The organism is Mycoplasmopsis agassizii (assembly GCF_002272945.1).
GTDB lineage: Bacteria > Bacillota_I > Bacilli_A > Mycoplasmatales > Metamycoplasmataceae > Mycoplasmopsis_B > Mycoplasmopsis_B agassizii.
Window position 1 is genome coordinate 99921 of the sequence record NZ_NQMN01000001.1, and the last position, 17343, is coordinate 117263.

At 27.5% G+C, this 17343-nt stretch carries 16 protein-coding genes; all 16 read left to right on the plus strand.

Going from position 1 to position 17343, the window contains the following annotated elements; all coding sequences use genetic code 4:
- Positions 1–2 precede the first annotated feature (2 nt).
- The 16 genes from CJF60_RS00385 to CJF60_RS00460 all read left to right on the plus strand — a co-directional run bounded on the left by CJF60_RS00385 (position 3) and on the right by CJF60_RS00460 (position 17130).
- On the plus strand, positions 3–1541 hold the full coding sequence (locus tag CJF60_RS00385; protein WP_084232081.1) for an MSC_0619 family F1-like ATPase alpha subunit: 1539 nt from the start codon (positions 3–5) through the stop codon (positions 1539–1541).
- Positions 1526–3265, plus strand: a complete 1740-nt coding sequence (locus tag CJF60_RS00390) for an ATP synthase beta subunit C-terminal domain-containing protein (protein ID WP_084232082.1) — start codon at positions 1526–1528, stop codon at positions 3263–3265. The genes CJF60_RS00385 and CJF60_RS00390 overlap by 16 nt, the downstream gene beginning before the upstream one ends.
- 57 nt (positions 3266–3322) lie before the next feature.
- Positions 3323–4669, plus strand: coding sequence for a glycine--tRNA ligase (locus CJF60_RS00395; RefSeq protein ID WP_084232135.1), 1347 nt, complete (start codon positions 3323–3325; stop codon positions 4667–4669).
- A gap of 37 nt (positions 4670–4706) precedes the next feature.
- Positions 4707–6668 (plus strand): DNA primase, encoded by a 1962-nt coding sequence (gene dnaG / locus CJF60_RS00400; protein ID WP_084232083.1) that lies wholly within the window; start codon positions 4707–4709, stop codon positions 6666–6668.
- A gap of 82 nt (positions 6669–6750) precedes the next feature.
- Entirely contained in the window at positions 6751–8253 is a 1503-nt protein-coding gene (locus CJF60_RS00405; RefSeq protein ID WP_084232084.1) for an RNA polymerase sigma factor, read from the plus strand.
- A gap of 2 nt (positions 8254–8255) precedes the next feature.
- Positions 8256–9035: a Nif3-like dinuclear metal center hexameric protein gene (locus CJF60_RS00410; protein WP_084232085.1), complete on the plus strand. Its 780-nt coding sequence runs from the start codon at positions 8256–8258 to the stop codon at positions 9033–9035.
- 1 nt (position 9036) lies between these two features.
- The gene (locus CJF60_RS00415) at positions 9037–9522 is read left to right on the plus strand and encodes a dUTP diphosphatase (RefSeq protein ID WP_143823386.1); all 486 of its coding nucleotides are present in this window, start codon (positions 9037–9039) and stop codon (positions 9520–9522) included.
- 2 nt (positions 9523–9524) lie between these two features.
- On the plus strand, positions 9525–10259 hold the full coding sequence (locus CJF60_RS00420) for a hypothetical protein (protein ID WP_084232087.1): 735 nt from the start codon (positions 9525–9527) through the stop codon (positions 10257–10259).
- 63 nt (positions 10260–10322) lie between these two features.
- On the plus strand, positions 10323–11063 hold the full coding sequence (gene tpiA / locus CJF60_RS00425) for a triose-phosphate isomerase (protein ID WP_084232088.1): 741 nt from the start codon (positions 10323–10325) through the stop codon (positions 11061–11063).
- A gap of 2 nt (positions 11064–11065) precedes the next feature.
- Positions 11066–12565, plus strand: a complete 1500-nt coding sequence (gpmI, locus tag CJF60_RS00430; protein ID WP_084232089.1) for a 2,3-bisphosphoglycerate-independent phosphoglycerate mutase — start codon at positions 11066–11068, stop codon at positions 12563–12565.
- 71 nt (positions 12566–12636) lie between these two features.
- Positions 12637–13338 (plus strand): tRNA1(Val) (adenine(37)-N6)-methyltransferase, encoded by a 702-nt coding sequence (locus tag CJF60_RS00435; protein WP_084232090.1) that lies wholly within the window; start codon positions 12637–12639, stop codon positions 13336–13338.
- On the plus strand, positions 13331–14857 hold the full coding sequence (gene metG, locus CJF60_RS00440) for a methionine--tRNA ligase (protein WP_084232091.1): 1527 nt from the start codon (positions 13331–13333) through the stop codon (positions 14855–14857). Before CJF60_RS00435 ends, metG begins: the two co-directional genes overlap by 8 nt.
- Before the next feature lie 90 nt (positions 14858–14947).
- Positions 14948–15100 (plus strand): 50S ribosomal protein L33, encoded by a 153-nt coding sequence (gene rpmG / locus CJF60_RS00445; protein ID WP_084232092.1) that lies wholly within the window; start codon positions 14948–14950, stop codon positions 15098–15100.
- A 114-nt stretch (positions 15101–15214) separates the two neighbouring features.
- Complete coding sequence (locus CJF60_RS00450; protein WP_084232093.1) at positions 15215–16267, plus strand: aminopeptidase P family protein; 1053 nt, start codon at positions 15215–15217, stop codon at positions 16265–16267.
- Positions 16267–16833 (plus strand): elongation factor P, encoded by a 567-nt coding sequence (locus tag CJF60_RS00455; RefSeq protein WP_084232094.1) that lies wholly within the window; start codon positions 16267–16269, stop codon positions 16831–16833. The genes CJF60_RS00450 and CJF60_RS00455 overlap by 1 nt, the downstream gene beginning before the upstream one ends.
- Before the next feature lie 3 nt (positions 16834–16836).
- Entirely contained in the window at positions 16837–17130 is a 294-nt protein-coding gene (locus CJF60_RS00460) for an MMB_0454 family protein (RefSeq protein WP_084232095.1), read from the plus strand.
- Positions 17131–17343: the final 213 nt, after the last annotated feature.

Below are 17343 nucleotides of genomic sequence, written 5' to 3' on the forward strand. Positions count from 1 at the left end.
AAATGAAATTAAAAATTAAATCTATTAAAGACTACATCGTTAAAATCGGTGGTGAATTTAAATACAGTTATGGACAAATTTTTCACCTAGGTGAAGAAAAAGTTGAAGGTATGTTAATTCGTGCTGATGAAGATGAAGCCTTTTTACTAGTTGATAAAAACGGTATTGAAAAAGTTAAAGCAGGCGACAGCGTTGAACTTCACTTGAGTGAATTTCAAGTAAAAACCAGTCGTGGTTTTTACCATAAAATTATCGATATTAGAGGTAAAACAATTTACACAAGTCGTCGCAGTGATCCTGAAAGAGATAAATATTTTTACCCTGCTTCATCAACTATTTTTAATATTGCTTCCAACATGATGGAACGAGAACCTCTTGATCAACCTCTTGAAACAGGTATTTTTGCAATCGATGTTTTAATTCCAATCGGATTAGGACAGCGTGAAGTAATTATCGGTGATGCTAAAAGTGGCAAAACATCTTTAGCTTTAACAACTATTTTGAATCAAAAAGATAACGACATCAGAGTTATTTATGTAGCAATTGGAACTAAGTTAACCGATTTAAAAACTATTTATAATACTTTGGCAAAAAATAATATGATGCGCAAAGTAATTATTTTATATGCACCTAGCGATAATTCTTATGAGCAATATTTATTGCCTTATGTAGCAATGACACATGCTGAAAATATTAGGGCAACTGGTAAAGATGTTTTAATTATTTTTGATGATTTAACTTCTCATGCTAATTTTTTAAGAGAAGCAGCTTTATTAATTAATAAACCTGTTGGAAAAGAAGCTTTTCCAGGTGACTTATTTTATAGTCACTCATCTTTATTAGAAAGGGCAGGTAAATTTAAAACTCCTGGGACAATTACGGCATTGCCGATTGTCAAAATTTTAAATAATGATGTCACATCATTATTATCAACAAATGTAATTTCAATTGTTGATGGACAAATTGTTTTAAATAGTGACATGCAAGCATCAGGAATTATGCCTGCAGTTGATATTAATCGTTCAGTTTCTCGTACAGGAAGCAAAGTGCAATCAAAAGTACTTGCAAAAATCAGTAGTAAGATTTTAAGAATTTACACTCACTATCAACATAACAATCGTTTTGCTGGAACTAACTATGATTTTTCTGATGCAATTAAAGAAATTATTTCCAAAGGTAAAGCCTTATTTGGTGTTTTAAAACAGGAAGAATACGTAACTTATTCAAGAGCTTTTATTTTAATTTTAGCTTATATTATTGACTGACAAATTTTAGAAAATTTATCAGACACTAGTCAAAGAGTGCGTTTTATCCGTTATGTTTTATATAATACTTTCACAGGTAATGCTTTAATGGAAGGTGTTTCATCAGCCAAAACAGAAATTGATGAAGAATTATTAAAGGCTTATATTAGCAATTTAATGATTGAATTTGACAAACTAAAAGATGATAATTATGAAGTTAATTTTAACGCTAATTCATTACCTATCATTCCTGAAGATTATCAAAAAATTAAGGACATTGTATGAACGGACAAGTAGTAGCAGTTTCATCTGACGTAATTGATGTTAAGTTTGCGCCTGAGCATTTACCTGAAATTGGTGTTTTATTAAAATCAACTTATTCAAAAACAGCAATGATAGTTGAGCAAATTTTAAATGATTCAACAGTTAGAACTATTTTAGTTTGAATTGATAAAAATGTTGCTATTGGTGACGTAATTATTAATACTAAAAAAGGTTTTATGGTGCCAGTAGGACCTGGAACTAATGGTTATATTTTCAACGTTGTTGGTGAAAATTTAAACGTCAAAAAACGTAGAAAAGTAGAAACTAAAAAACCTGAAAAAAGTGACAAAATTATTGACTGAAATATTTTAAATCCACATGAAACTTTTGGTAGTGGTGAATTTTATTTAGACCAAGAACCAAAAGAATTTGACCTAGAAAAAAAATTAGTGGACACTGAAGAATTTTTTACTAATGTAAAAGATGAAGAAGAAAATCCACACATGAAAATGTTTGATGAACTAGGTGATGATTTAGAATATGTGGAAAATAAAATTTCTGCAGACTCGCTTGCTTCAAGTTATGCAAACGAAATTTTTGAAGATAATTTTCAAAAAATTTCAATTAATTCTTTGGCAAAAAGTAAAGATAATTTTAACATCGAAAATAAGTTTATTGAAACAGGAATTAAAATTATTGATTTCTTCTTACCTATCTTTGAGGGCGGTAAAATCGGGATTTTCGGTGGTGCTGGAGTAGGTAAAACAGTTTTAATAAAAGAACTTATTTTTAACATTTCTAAGAAGACTCAAAACCTAAAAAGTTTCTTTATCGGTACTGGTGAAAGAACTCGTGAAGGTAAGGAATTATACATCGAATTAGAAGAATCTAATTTGCTAGATAAGACCACCATGTTTGTTGCACAAATGAATGAACCTTCAGGTGCTAGACAAAGAATTGTACCAGTTGCACTAAGTGCAATTGAGTATGCAAGAGATGTTGAAAGAAAAAATGTTTTATGTTTTATCGATAATATTTATCGATATGTACAAGCAGGAAGCGAGTTATCTTTTTCATTAGGTAGAAAGCCTTCAGAAGCTGGATATCAAGCAACTTTAGTCAGTGAAATTTCTTCAGTTGAAGAAAGAATTAAGGCTAATGAAAATGGTTCAATTACATCTTTTCAAACTGTCTTTTTACCAATGGATGATATCAACGATCCTGCTTCAGCAGCGATCATTGCTCACCTAGATGCAACGCTTGTTCTTTCAAGAAGTATTGCAGGAGAAAATTACTTTCCAGCAATTGATGCTTTATCTTCAAACTCAGTCAATACATCTCAGAAAAAAATTGGGACAAGACATTTTCATTTATTAACTGAAGTTAAATCAATGCTACAACGTTATCGTGAATTAGAAGATATGATTTTAATTTTAGGAATTAATGAACTAGAATTATCTAATCAGATCATTGTTAAAAAAGCATTACAATTAAGTGCATTTTTCACACAAGATTTTCACGTTGCTGAAAATTTTACTAAAAGACCAGGGGTTTATGTAAGTAAAGACGCAACTTTAGAAACTGTTGAAAGAATTATTAACGGACAATATTTAGATATCAATGAAACTGATTTCCTTTACATCAAAGACTATCGTGATCTAGATGTAAAATTGGCTGAAATTCAAAAAACAAAAATCCAAGCTTTAGCAGCTGATGAAGTTGTTGAAGAAAGAACTAAAAGTAAAAAGAAAAAATAAATTTAAGAATAAAATAAATTAAAGAGGTATTTGATGAAGACTTATTCACCAGATTTTATGAAAAAGCTAATTGCTCATTTGAAAGCAATTGGCTTTGTTTTTCAAGGTAGTGAAATTTATGGAGGGCTAGCAAACACTTGAGATTATGGACCTTATGGTTCATTAATGAAAGATAATGTTGCTAGCGCATGAAAAGATTTTTTTATTAACCAAAATGACAATGCCTTTTTAATTGATTCTAAAATTTTAATGAACCCACTTGTTTGAAAAATATCTGGTCATTTATCAAATTTTAGTGACTATTTAATCGAAGATAAAATCAGTAAAAAACGTTATCGTGCAGATCATCTTGTTGAAGAATATTTACCAAATATCAATATTGCTAAATTAACTGAAACTGATTTAGAAAAAATTATTAAGGAAAATATTCAGACAATTGAAAACAAAAAAGTTGAATGAAGTGAAATTAGAAAATTCAATTTAATGTTTGAAACTTATCAGGGAGTAATTGAAAATAATAAGGATAAAATTTATCTTAGACCTGAAACTGCACAAGGTATTTTTATTAATTTTAAAAATGTGCAACGCTCAACTCGTTCACATTTACCACTTGCAATTGGTCAAATTGGAAAATCATTTCGTAATGAAGTAACTCCTGGAAATTTTGTTTTCAGAACTCGTGAATTTGAGCAAATGGAATTAGAAGTTTTTACTTCGCCAGAAAATTCGATGCAGGTTTTTGATAAATACATCAAAAAATCATACGATTTTTTAATTTCATTAGGATTAGATCAAAAAAATCTAAAAATAAGAAAACATGCAGATGAAGAGCTTGCTCACTATTCAAAAGCAACAAGTGATATTGAATTTAATTTTCCTTGAGGTTGAGGAGAATTAATGGGAGTTGCCCACCGTGGTGATTTTGATTTATCAAAACATCAAGAAGCTTCAAAAGAAAGTTTTGAATATCTTGATCCACATGCCAATAAAAAATTTATCCCCCATGTAATTGAACCTTCAATCGGTCTTGATCGTTTATTACTTGCTTTATGATGTCAAGCATTTAATGAAGAAGTAATTTCTGAAACTGATACAAGAATTAATTTTCAACTCCCTTTTAAGCAAAGTCCAATTCATTTAGCAGTTTTACCACTTGTTAAAAAGCAATCAGAACTAGCTTTGAAAATTAAAAAAGAGTTGCAAAAACAAAAAATAAAAGTTGTTTTTGATGAAACAGGTTCAATTGGTAAGCGCTATCGCCGTTATGATGCTCTCGGTGTAAAATATTGCTTAACTGTTGATTATGATTCAGAAAATGATTTATCATATACATTGAGAGAACGTGACAGCATGGAGCAAGAACGTTTAACTTTAGAAAAAATTATCAAAAAAATTAGCATCTAATTTTTTGGTAATTTTATATTTTTAGGAGGAGATCTTAATGAACTATAAAGAGTTAGAAAATAAGATTTATGAAACTACATCTTTATCAGATTATATTTCTAAAGATCTAAACCTAACACATAAAGGAAATTCCTATATTGGTTTATGCCCTTTTCATGATGACAAAAACGCTTCATTTAGTATCAAAGCATCTGACAATATTTTCACATGTTGATCATGTGGAAAAAAAGGTGGTATCTTTAACTACGTGATGCTAAAGCATGAAGTTTCATTTCCTGAAGCAGTCAGAATGCTAGCACAAGAATTTAATATTGATATTGGTAATGCTTATTCCAATACTGAAGAAATTAAAAAAGTATTAACCAAAGAACAAGAAAGTGCTTTATTAGCAAACAATATTGCTGCTTCATATTTTTATAAACAAATGCATAATAATATTTTAAAAAATGATGCTTTAAAATCGTTTTTAGAAAAAAGAAAAATAGATAAGGATCTAGTTACTGAATTTTCTTTAGGTTATGCAGATGGAAATTTAAATAAATATGTTTTAAGTAAAACCAAGAATTTAGAATATTTTTTAATTACTGGATTAATTAAAGAAAATTTTAAAAATACTTATTTAGATTCATATCGTGAAAGATTAGTAATTCCAATTCATGATGAAATAAATAATTTAGTCGGTTTTGGTGCAAGAACAATTATTGATGAAAATCCAAAATATATTAATAGTAGTGATAACTTAATTTTTTCAAAGTCTCAAGTTTTATTTAATTTTTTTAGAGCAAAAAATTTTATTAAAACTGAAAAGTCAGTTATTTTTGTTGAAGGTTATTTGGATGTTTTGTCACTATGAAAAATAGGTGTTAAAAATGTTGTTGCAATCATGGGAACCAACCTAACATCTGAACATATAAAATTAATAAAAGATGAAGAGATAATTTTATTTTTAGATAATGATTTAGCAGGTGTAAATGCAACCATAAATGTAATAAAAACTTTATTATCAAATTCAAAAAAAGTAAGCATTATTTTTTATTTTAGGAAAAATAAATTACAAAATCCAAATGTTAAATATGACTCAATTTTTACAGTTGAAGATGATAATTTAAGATATGACAAAATTGATGCAGATACGCTTGTAAACACGGAAAACGGGGCACTTTTAATCAAAAATTTGATTGAAAAAAGAATTTCTGGAATTGATTTTATTTATAAACATTTAAGAAGAAAATATCATTTTAATAATTCAAATAATATTTTAAATTTCCAAAAAGAGTTTTCAGAATTTCTCGGATTAGCACCTAGAGAAACAATTCAATTTTATAAAACTTTTTTGCAGACAAATCACAGTATTTCGATAGATATAAATAATAATTCATATCGAAGAAATAACGTTCAAAATAATAACAATTATGAAACTAAAAACGCCTATTTACCAACTGAAAATCAACCTATAATATCTAATAAAATTTTAATTCAAGAAAGAAGAGTTGATAACAGTTTATTTTCAAGAATTATTTGATTGTTAATTTCAAATACAAAATTATTGCAAATATTTAAAGAGTATTTAGAAATTAAAAAAAGAAAAGATATTAATTTTGACTACTTTGAATTTGTTCCTAGACAATTAAATTTACTAGTCAGATTTATTTATCAAATAATTGAAAAAGGATATCATGCTGCAGGTTCACAAGCAATTATAAACTTGCTTGAAAAACACGCAAAAAATGCTTTTGAACTTTATAAGCAAATTGGATATTTAAATTTTAATCAAGATTCAAACAGGAAAAATTCCTGAAAAAATGAAGAAGAATTTTTTGATTATCTTGACAACATTTATAAATCAGAGGCAAATATTGAAATTGAAATTACAAAGAAAAAAATTCAATTAAAAGCTGAAGAATATAAAATCAAACAAGATGAAGAGCACCCTCAAGATATCTTTAAAGAACTAAGAAAAAGAGTTCAATATTTGCATGAAAAAATGAGCAAATTATAATAAATTTTTAGATAAAAAATAAATGATTATATTATATAATTTTTAACAATTTAATTATTTATAATTAAACTTAAGGAGTCGAATGCCTACTAAAAAAGATAAAAATCAATTTGAAACAGATAGCCAAATCATTAAGGAACTGAAAAAAATAAAGAGTTCTAAAAAGACTGATTATCTTTCACAAGACGATGTTATGGAATACTTATCAAAAAACAAACTAGATTTGGATGATGATGTCGTTGATAATATTTTTACACAATTAATTGATGCTAAAATCATTGATGATTTAGCAGATTTTACTGATCTAGATGATGTTGACCAAAATGACATTGAGAAGGAACTTTTTTCAGCAGATGGTAAAAGTTTATTAGCAGATACTGATGAAATTCCTGAGCCAGATTTAGATGATTTAGATGATATTGACATTAAGAAAATAAAAAAACTTGAGGAAGAAGTTGAAAACGATGATGATTTTGATGATCTTCACGAAGAAGATGAAATTATTTCTGAAGAATCATTAGATGATCCTTTTCACTTAACTAAATTACACCAAACTGAAAATGAAGATTCTGAAGAAGATGAATTAGCAGATCTTGAAGAATCATTGTTTGAAGATAGTGAAGGCGATCTTTCTTCAATCAGCCAAGAAAATATTAAAGAAGAAAGAATTCAAAGAATTCAGAAGAAAAAAATTAAATCTAAGCTAACTGAAACCAATGACATTGTTAAATGATACATGCGCTGAATTGGTAAATACGGTACCCTTTTAAGTGCTGAAGAAGAAAAGCAATTAGCAATCAATATGAAAAAATATAAAGGTACCTTACGTGGTAAAAGAGCACGTGATACCTTGATCAAAAGAAATCTTCGTTTAGTAATTAACAATGCTAAGAAATATAAAAATCGTGGTTTACCATTTATCGATTTAATTTCTGAAGGTAATTCAGGAATTATTAAAGCTGTTGAAAAATTTGATGAATCTCGTGGATTCAAATTTTCAACATACGCAACTTGATGAATTCGCCAATCAATAACTAGAGCAGTTGCCGACCAAGCTAGAACCATCCGTGTTCCAGTTCACATGGTTGAGACAATCAATAAGATTATTAAAATTGAGCGTGAATTGCAACAAGAAAAAGGTGAAATGCCAACTGATGAAGAAATTGCTGTAGCATACGGTAATGACTTTAATGCTGAAAAAGTCAGATACATTAGAAAAATTAATATCGACCCTATTTCATTAGATAAAACAGTTGGAAAAGAAGATGATTCATTTTTTAGTGATTTCATTCAAGATGATTCAGTTATTTCTCCATTTGATCACGCAAATAATGAAGATTTAAAAAATCACTTATTAGATTTAATTAAGGAACAACTTACAGAAGAAGAACAGGTTGTAATTCAAAAACGTTATGGAATTGGAAATGATGAATTTGGAAAACCATATCGTGTTCATTCATTTAATGAATTATCTGTACAATTAAATACTTCTCGTGAAAAAGTAAGACAAATGGAAAATAAAATTTTGCGTCGTTTAAGATCAACTAAAAAACGTAAAATTTTAAGAGAGTATTTGAAGGACTAATTTTGAAAATAGAAGAATTGATTTCAAAAATTGAAATTAAATATCCTTTAGAAAATCAAGAGCCATGAGACTTTTCAGGGCTCGCTTTTAGAAACAAAAAAATGCTTGATAATTCCTTATCAGGCATTTTGTTATGTCTTGATATTACAAATGAAGTAATTGATTATGCAATTAGAAATAATTTAAATTTAATTATTTCTCACCATCCTTTTATTTTTAATAAATATCGAAAAAGAGATTTTTTATCTTATCCATATAAAGAGGAAATTTATAAGAAAGCAATTAAAAATAAAATAGTTTTATATTCGCTTCATACAAATTATGATGTTGATAAAGAGGGAACGAGTTTTCAAATTGCAAAACAAATTTTTGATGATAATAATTTTAAAATAAAAGTTGAATCAAAATATTCTGCTTCAATTTATTTAAACCAAGATATAACTGAAATTGAAAATAAATTGCATCTTAAAAACTTCGAAATTTTAAATTCAAATTTAAAAGATCAGAATTTTATTTTTAAAAAATTAATAATTTTTGCAGGCTCAGGTGATTACTCAGAAATATCTGAATTAGCATCAAAAGATGATTTAGTAATTACTAGTGATATAAAATGAAATGAATGAATTTTTTATAATCAAAATAAATTAAATGTAATTGAAGTCTCGCACAGAATTGAAGAAGTCTTTATATTTAATTTAAAAGAAATAATTTTAAATAAATTAAAATTATCAAATATAAAAGTTGAAACATATACATTTGAAAAATGAGAAAGAACTAATTAAAATGAATGTAAAAAAATTACTTACTGAACAAGATAAACTTGACAAAATGATCCTGAAAAACGCAGGAATTGCGAGCTTTCATGATGTTAGAGAAAAAATTGGATTTGCCCTTTTAGTTGAATTAGGAGAACTTGCAAACGAAGTTCAAACATTTAAATATTGAAAGAAAAATCAAAACATAGATCGTAAAAAAATTCTTGAAGAATATTCAGATGGAATTCATTTTTTAAATACTTATGTTTTTAATTTTGAAGCAGGAGAAGAATTTAATCCAATTATTTTTTCAAAAGATATTAATAAGCAATTTCTAGAAGTTTATAAAAATATTTTAATCATGATTGAAAAACCTGATAAAGAAATAATTAAATTAACATATGAACTTTATTTAGGTTTAGCAAGCTTACTTGGAATAAGTGATCAAGAAATTGAAACCGAATATTTTAAAAAGAATTTGGTTAATCAAAATCGTGTAAAGCAAAATTATTAATCATGAACGATTTCAAAAAAATAAGAAAAAATCAGGTTCAAAATATTTCAACAAATGAAATTAAAAAATATTATGAACTAGATTACATAGATGAAGAAATAAAAAGGTTTTTTGATGAAAGACCTTTTTTGCAGAAATATCTAAATCCTAATTTAAAAATATCTGAATCATATTTTGAAAATTTATCTATAGAAGATCAAAATAGATTAGCCAGTCTTATATCACCTTATAATGATGTAAATTTTCGTTTATCAACTTCAAACCGTATTGGCAGAAATACTACAAAAGAAACTTTTGGTGGTTCTCTACTTTTAACATTTTTAAAACTTTATGAAAACATTTATATTTTTTTAACTACTAAATTAGTAAATAAGAATTTTGAAAAAATTAAAAATGATTCAGAAGTCGAAGCAATTTTAAAAGAATTAACTTGATTATTAATTCATCTTTTTTCAATTACAAATTGAACTCCAAGAGCAGCAAATAAAGTTTATCTTAGCCCTTATCAAATCAGATTTAATTTTAATATTCCAAAACAAATGACTAATGAATATTGAGGGCAAAAATATTTTGATTTAAATCAAAATATCTTTTTAAAACTTTTAAATGATTTATTAAACTATGATCCAGAGCCTTATAGTTATAAAAATCTAAAAACTTTTTTTGGAGCAAATATTCATTTTTTTGAAGTTATTTTAGATAAGCAAGTTTTAAAAATCTCTTTAAGTTTCGAGTAATTTTCTTTGTAAATAGCACTATAATAAGAATATATTTTAATATTTTATTTAAAGAGGTTATTTATGAAAAAACTATACATTATTGGTAATTGAAAAATGAATAAAACTGCAAGCGAAGTTGAAAGTTTTGCAGCTGAATTCATTGAACTTTACAAAAGCCATAAACACAATATTAGCGAAAACACAACTTTTGGAATTGCAGCACCTGCAGTTTCACTTTCAAAATTGCACATGCCTTCATTAAGAAGCATGCATTTTAAAGTTGTTGCACAAGATTCATCTGCACACGAAAAAGGTGCTTACACTGGAGAAATATCAGCCAACATCTTAAAAAGTTATGATGTTGACATGGTTGTTTTAGGTCATTCAGAAAGAAGACAATATCACCATGAAACTAGTGAAGAAGTTAATTTAAAAGCTAAATTAGCAATTGCTAGTGGGTTAACTCCAATTATTTGTGTTGGTGAAACCTTAGATGAATATCAAGCAGGGATTTCAAAAGAAGTTGTTGAAAAACAAATTAAACAATCACTTAGAGATCTAGATTTAAGCAAAATTATTATTGCTTATGAACCAGTTTGAGCAATTGGAACAGGTAAAACTGCTACTGCTGAAGAAGCACAAAATATGGCAAGTTTTATTAAACGCATTACTAGCAAAGATGTTATCGTGCAATACGGTGGATCAGTTAATCCAAAAAATGTTGCTGAATTAATGTCACAAGAAGATATCGATGGCGCATTAGTTGGTGGAGCATCATTAGTAGCAGGAGATTTCATTAAGTTATTAACACTTAATAAGTAATCATGAACAAAAAAGTTATATTAGTAGTAATTGACGGTTTAGGAATCAGAGCAGAATCTCAAGGTAATGGTTTTAAACTAGCAAACACACCTACTTTTGATCATCTTTTTAAAGACTATCCTAATGTCTTAATCGATGCTAGTGGTGAAGCAGTCGGATTACCTAGTGGTCAAATGGGTAATTCAGAAGTAGGTCATCTTAATATCGGAGCAGGACAAATTGTTTATACAGGTTTATCTTTAATTAATAAATCATTGCAAGATAATTTGTTCTTAAAAAATGAAGCTTTTTTAGAAGCATTTAATTCTGTTAAAGAAGAAGATGCAACTTTACACTTAATGGGACTACTAAGTCCTGGTGGTGTGCATTCATTAGAAGCACATTTATTTGGTGTTTTAAAGGCTGCATATGAACACGGACTGAAAAAAGTTTCAGTCCATGTTTTTGGTGATGGGCGAGATGTGGCACCTGCTTCAATCAAGGAATCAATTGTGAAATTACAAGCAATTTGTGATCAATATGGCTATAAAATTGCTTCAGTTGCAGGTCGTTTTTACGCAATGGATCGTGACCAGATTTTTGAGAGAAATCAAAAAGCATACGACAATTTATTAGGTAAATCTAATAACACTTTTACTAGTGCTTTAGACTATGTTGAAAGCCAATATCAAAAGCAAATTACTGATGAATTTTTTGAGCCTGCATTTGATAAAAGTGCCAACATGATTAAAGATCATGATAGCATTATTTTCTTCAATTTTAGACCTGATCGTGCTCGCCAATTAACTCACTTTTTTAGACCAAGTAAAATTTATGATTATAAAAATAGTGCACCAGTTAAAATTGAAAAATTTGTTAGCATGATGAAATATGAAAACATGGATACAATTATTGCTTTCGATGAAATGAAAATTACACAGCCAATTGGTTATGTAATGGAGCAAGCAAATAAAAAGCAATTACGTGTAGCAGAAACACAAAAATATGCACACGTAACTTATTTCATGGATGGTGGAATTGACATCTCATATAAAAACTCAAAACGCATCATGGTTGATTCAATTAAAGCTGAATTTTTTGCAGATGTACCACATATGTCAGCAAAAGGAATTACTGATGAAGTAATTAAAAATGCTAAAGATTTTGATCTAACAATTTTAAATTATGCTAACCCAGATATGGTTGGACATACAGGTGATTTAAAGGCAACAATTGAGGCAGTAACTTTCTTAGATAGTCAAATTAAAAGACTGTGAGATTTTGCTTTAGAAAATAATATTACTGTTTTTATTACAGCAGATCATGGTAACGCAGAAATTACTGAAGATAAAAATGGTAACCCTTCAACTAAACATACAGATAGTCCTGTAATGTTAATTACAAGCGATAAATCTTTAAAATTAAAACCTGGAAAATTAGCTAATATTGCGCCAACTATTTTAGATTATTTAGGTATTGAAAAATCATCTGAAATGAATGAGGAATCATTAATAATAAAATAATTAATGAAGATGAATTAGTCTTAAATAATTTAGGTTTTGATGGCAAACTAAAAGTCTATCAAGACAAGCAAATGTTTAACTATTCAGTAGACACAATTTTATTTGCAAACTTTATTTTTTTAAATCAAAAAATAAAATATGCTTTAGAAATAGGAACTAATAATGCAGCTCTTGCAATCTTTTTAGCGGCAAGAAATGAAGCGCTAAAAATAGATGCAGTTGAGATTCAAAAAAGAGCAATTTTAATTGCAGAAAAAAATTTAGAATTTAATAAAATGAAAAATCAGATTAATTTAATTAATCAAGATTTTAATTTATTTTATAAAGAGCATGCAAAAAATGTAAGACAAAAATATCAAATGATTTTTGTCAATCCCCCCTATTATCCGATGGAATCGTCAATTATTCCTAACTCATCTGAATCAAAATTGATTGCTACTCATGAAGTTAAATTAAATTTAGAACAAATCATTTTAGGAAGTTCAAAAATAATTGAGCAAAAAGGATATTTAAATTTTGTCATTCCTGTTGAACGTTTTGTTGACTTAGTTACACTACTAAGAAAATATAAATTTGAGCCAAAAAGAATTCAATTTATTTATCCAAGAATTCATGAGAAAGCAAAATTTGTGATGCTTGAAAGTCGCTATAATAGTGGCTATGGTCAACACTATTTAGAAAATTTATATCTTCATCCAGAAGATATAAATGATCATTCTTATTTAGAAAATATTAAGGAATTATATATTCCAAAAAAGGTGGAACATGAGTAAAAAAACAGTTCTAATTACAACACCAATTTATTACCCAAATGGTAGTTTACATATTGGTCATTTATTTACAACTTCCTTAGTTTGAGCAATTAGAAATTATAAGCGTTTAAAAGGCTTTGATGCAGTCATGCTAACAGGAGCTGATGAACATGGTCAAAAGATTTTTAATACTGCGATTGCTAATAAAATGCTTCCCCAAAAATTTGTTGATCTACAAGCAGACAATTTTAAAAAGCTTTGAGAACTAGCAAAAATTGATACAGATTTTTTTGTCAGAACAAGTGACTTTCGCCACTTTAAAGCAGTTAAAAGAATCTTTACAGATATGTTTAATAAGGGTTATATTTACAAAGGTTTTTACAAAGGTCTTTATTCAATTAGTGATGAAGAATTTGTTACTAAAACAAATGCAATTGAAAAAGATGGTAAGTTCTATCACCCAATTAGTGATCATGAATTAGTAGAAATTTCTGATGAATCTTACTTTTTTAAATTAGATAAATTAAAAGATTTTTTAATTGATGAATTTTTAAATTTAGATCATATAACTAGTGAAGCTATTATTAAGGAAATGAAGGCTAATTTCTTAAGCGAAGGATTAGAAGACTTATCGGTTACACGTATTAAAATTGATTGAGGAATTCCAATTGTGGAAGATTCACAACATATTATTTACGTTTGATTAGATGCTTTATTTAGTTATTTAACTAGTCTAGGTTTTTATTCAAAAGATGATTCACTATTTAAAAAATATTGAGAAAATGCAACCGAAAGAATCAACGTAGTTGGTAAAGAAATTACTCGCTTTCACTGCATTTATTGACCAATCTTTTTAAAGTCTTTAGGAGTTAAAATACCTACTAAAATAGTGACACACGGATGAATTATTACACCTACTGGAAAGATGTCAAAATCTAAAAATAATGTAGTTGACCCAGTAGTTTTAATTGATAAATTTTCAGCTGAATTAGTTAAGTTTTTTATAGTTACCAAAATCTCAATTCGTAAGGATTCAATCTTTAGTGAAGAGTTATTAGCAAATGCGGTAAATACTGAACTTGTTAACGTTTTTGGTAATTTAATCAGTAGATCTGAAAAAATGAGTGAAAATAATTTCACACGTACATTGGCTTATAAGAAGGTTGATGAACTAGAAAAATATTATGAATTAATTGATTCGCTTGAAACTAAATTTTCAAAACATGCCGATGAATTTAATTTTGATTTAGCTTATGAAGAAGTTTTAAAACTAGGTAATGAGTTAAATTTAATCATCGATAAATATGAACTTTGAAAATTAAAAGCAGATAATGAATTGCTTGAACAAATTCTTTTATTAATTTTTAATGGAATTTATGCAATGGCTGCAATGTATCAAATTCTCTTACCTGAAAAAATTGCTACCTTAGCTAAAAACTGAAATTTAAAAAGTTTTGAATTTGAAAAAATTTCAAAACGAGATAAATTTAAAAAACATATTTTTAGAAAAAATGAGAATTTATTCACTAGATTGAAATAAATTTTCACAATTATGAAAAGCAAAATATTTTTAAATTTATATTATTAATTGTGTTAATATAATAACCACTGAAAGATTGAAGGAGGATTTATGCCACGTGACGGTTTTACTTTAGAATGTACAGAATGTAAAATGCATAATTACATTTCGAAAAAGAATAAGAAAAAGACAATCGAAAAAGTTGAATTAAACAAGTATTGTCCAAAATGTAATAAGAGTACAAAGCACCGAGAACGAAAATAAATCGTTAAAAAACGCCAATTGGCGTTTTTTAATTACCTTTTGTTTTATAATCATATAAAAACGTGTCTGTTTATAGTAAGATTATTAAATATAGACACTTCTGAAAGGAAATATATGGACAGAAGAAAATTAGATCAAGAATTAGTAAGAACAAGTGCTGATGCTTACATCTCACTTAGTGACAAATCAAGACTTTGATTTGCTGAAGTTGATACAACTGCAGGATTATTGATTGTTGAAAAAACTAAAGCTTATTTATTTGTAGATTCACGTTACATTGAATATGCTCAAAAAAACGCTAAAAACGTTAGCGTTAAACTATGAAATGCTAAATCTTTAAAAGAGTTTTTCATTAAGAAAAACTATAAAAAAGTTTTACTAGAAAAAGATTATTTAAAAATTTCAGAATACGATTGATTAAGACATTTATTAAATCATTCTGAAGGTGTAAATGTTGCTTCAATTTTTATTGAAGGACAACAACTACGTGCTGTTAAAACTAAAGAGGAAATTAAATTAGTGGAAAAAGCAATTGATATTTCTTTTAAAGCTTTTGAAAAAGCAAAAGCTGCTTTAAAAGTTGGAGTTAGTGAAAAAGAAATTGCTGCTTTATTTTTATATGAAATGCGCTTATTAGGTGCTGATAAAGAAAGTTTCGATCCAATCGTGGCTTTTGGACCTAATTCAGCAGAACCACATCATCATCCTACTAATAAAAAACTAAAAGATGGTGACATTGTTAAGTTTGATTTTGGAGCACAATATAAAGGTTTTGCAGCTGATATTACTAGAACTTTCTTTTACACAGTTGATAAAAAACCTAATAAAAAATTATTAGAAATCTATGACATTGTTGCTGAAAGTGCTCGTTTAGGAATTGAAGCTGTTAAAAAAGGTGTAACAACTGCAGAAATTGATAAAATCTGCCGTGACTATATTGAATCAAAAGGTTATGGTAAATATTTTGCGCACTCAACAGGACATGGACTAGGAATTGATGTGCATGAATTACCTAATGTTGCATCAAGTTCTAAAGCAGTTTTAGAAGTAGGTAATATTATTACAGTTGAACCAGGAATTTATATTGAAGATCTTGGTGGCGTAAGAATTGAAAACGATATTTTAGTAACTGAAAAAGGTTACAAAATCTTATCACAGGAGAAATAATGGCTGAAGTAGTCGATGTAAATAAATTTAAACCAGGTGTTACTTTTGAAGATGGTGGCGAAATTTTTGTAGTAATTGAAGCCCAGCATTCAAAACAAGGACGTGGTCAAGCATCAGTTAAAGCTAAAGTTAAAAACTTAAGAAGTGGTTCAACAACTGTTAAAACTTATACAGGTGGTGACCGTGTTAACGCTGCTTTTATTGAATTAAGACCACACACTTATTCATATAATGATGGTACTTACATTTATTTAATGGATGTTGAAACCTTTGAAGCACGTGAAATTCCTTATGCTCGTGCTGAGTATGAACTAAACTTCATCAAAGAAGGTGACACTATTAAATTAAGAATGTATCAAGATGAATTACTTGATATTGAAATTCCTGTTAAGGTTGACTTATTAGTAATTGATGCACCTGATGCTAATAAAGGTAACACCACAACTAATCCACAAAAACGTATTAAAGTGGAAACAGGTTATGAACTAGATGCACCAATGTTTATTAAAAATGGTGATAAGATCACCATTTCTAGTGACACAGGTAAATACGTTGGTAAAGCCTAAGATATGAATCAATATTTAGAGTATAAAAATAATAATAACTCACTGATTAAAATTAATCCTAACGCTATTAAGCAAGCGATTAAATTATCTGCATTACCACTTGATAATTATGAAATTAAAACAGTTGATGTAGTGGTTTCTAAAGTCTTATGAAATTGCAATGTCTTTGTCACAATTAAATTCAAAAATATTACTAATTTTGAAAAAGAACTTAAACATGCTTTTCGCAGAATTGATGAACAAGTTGAATTAGTAATTGGTACAAAAGCAGAAAACATTTCGCTTAATATAATTTAAAAATTTAAATTAGATCACGCTATAAAAATAGCGTGATTTTTTAATTGCAAAAAAGTTTATTTATTTGTTGTTTAAACCAATAAAAAAAATAAAAGAATATAATTAAAGCAGATTAATTTGCAGGTTGCAATTTTAGGACAAAAAAGAGTAATATTTATTTAAAAATAAAATCTAAATGTGTTATTTTTAGGTAAAAAAGTGTAGATTAATTAT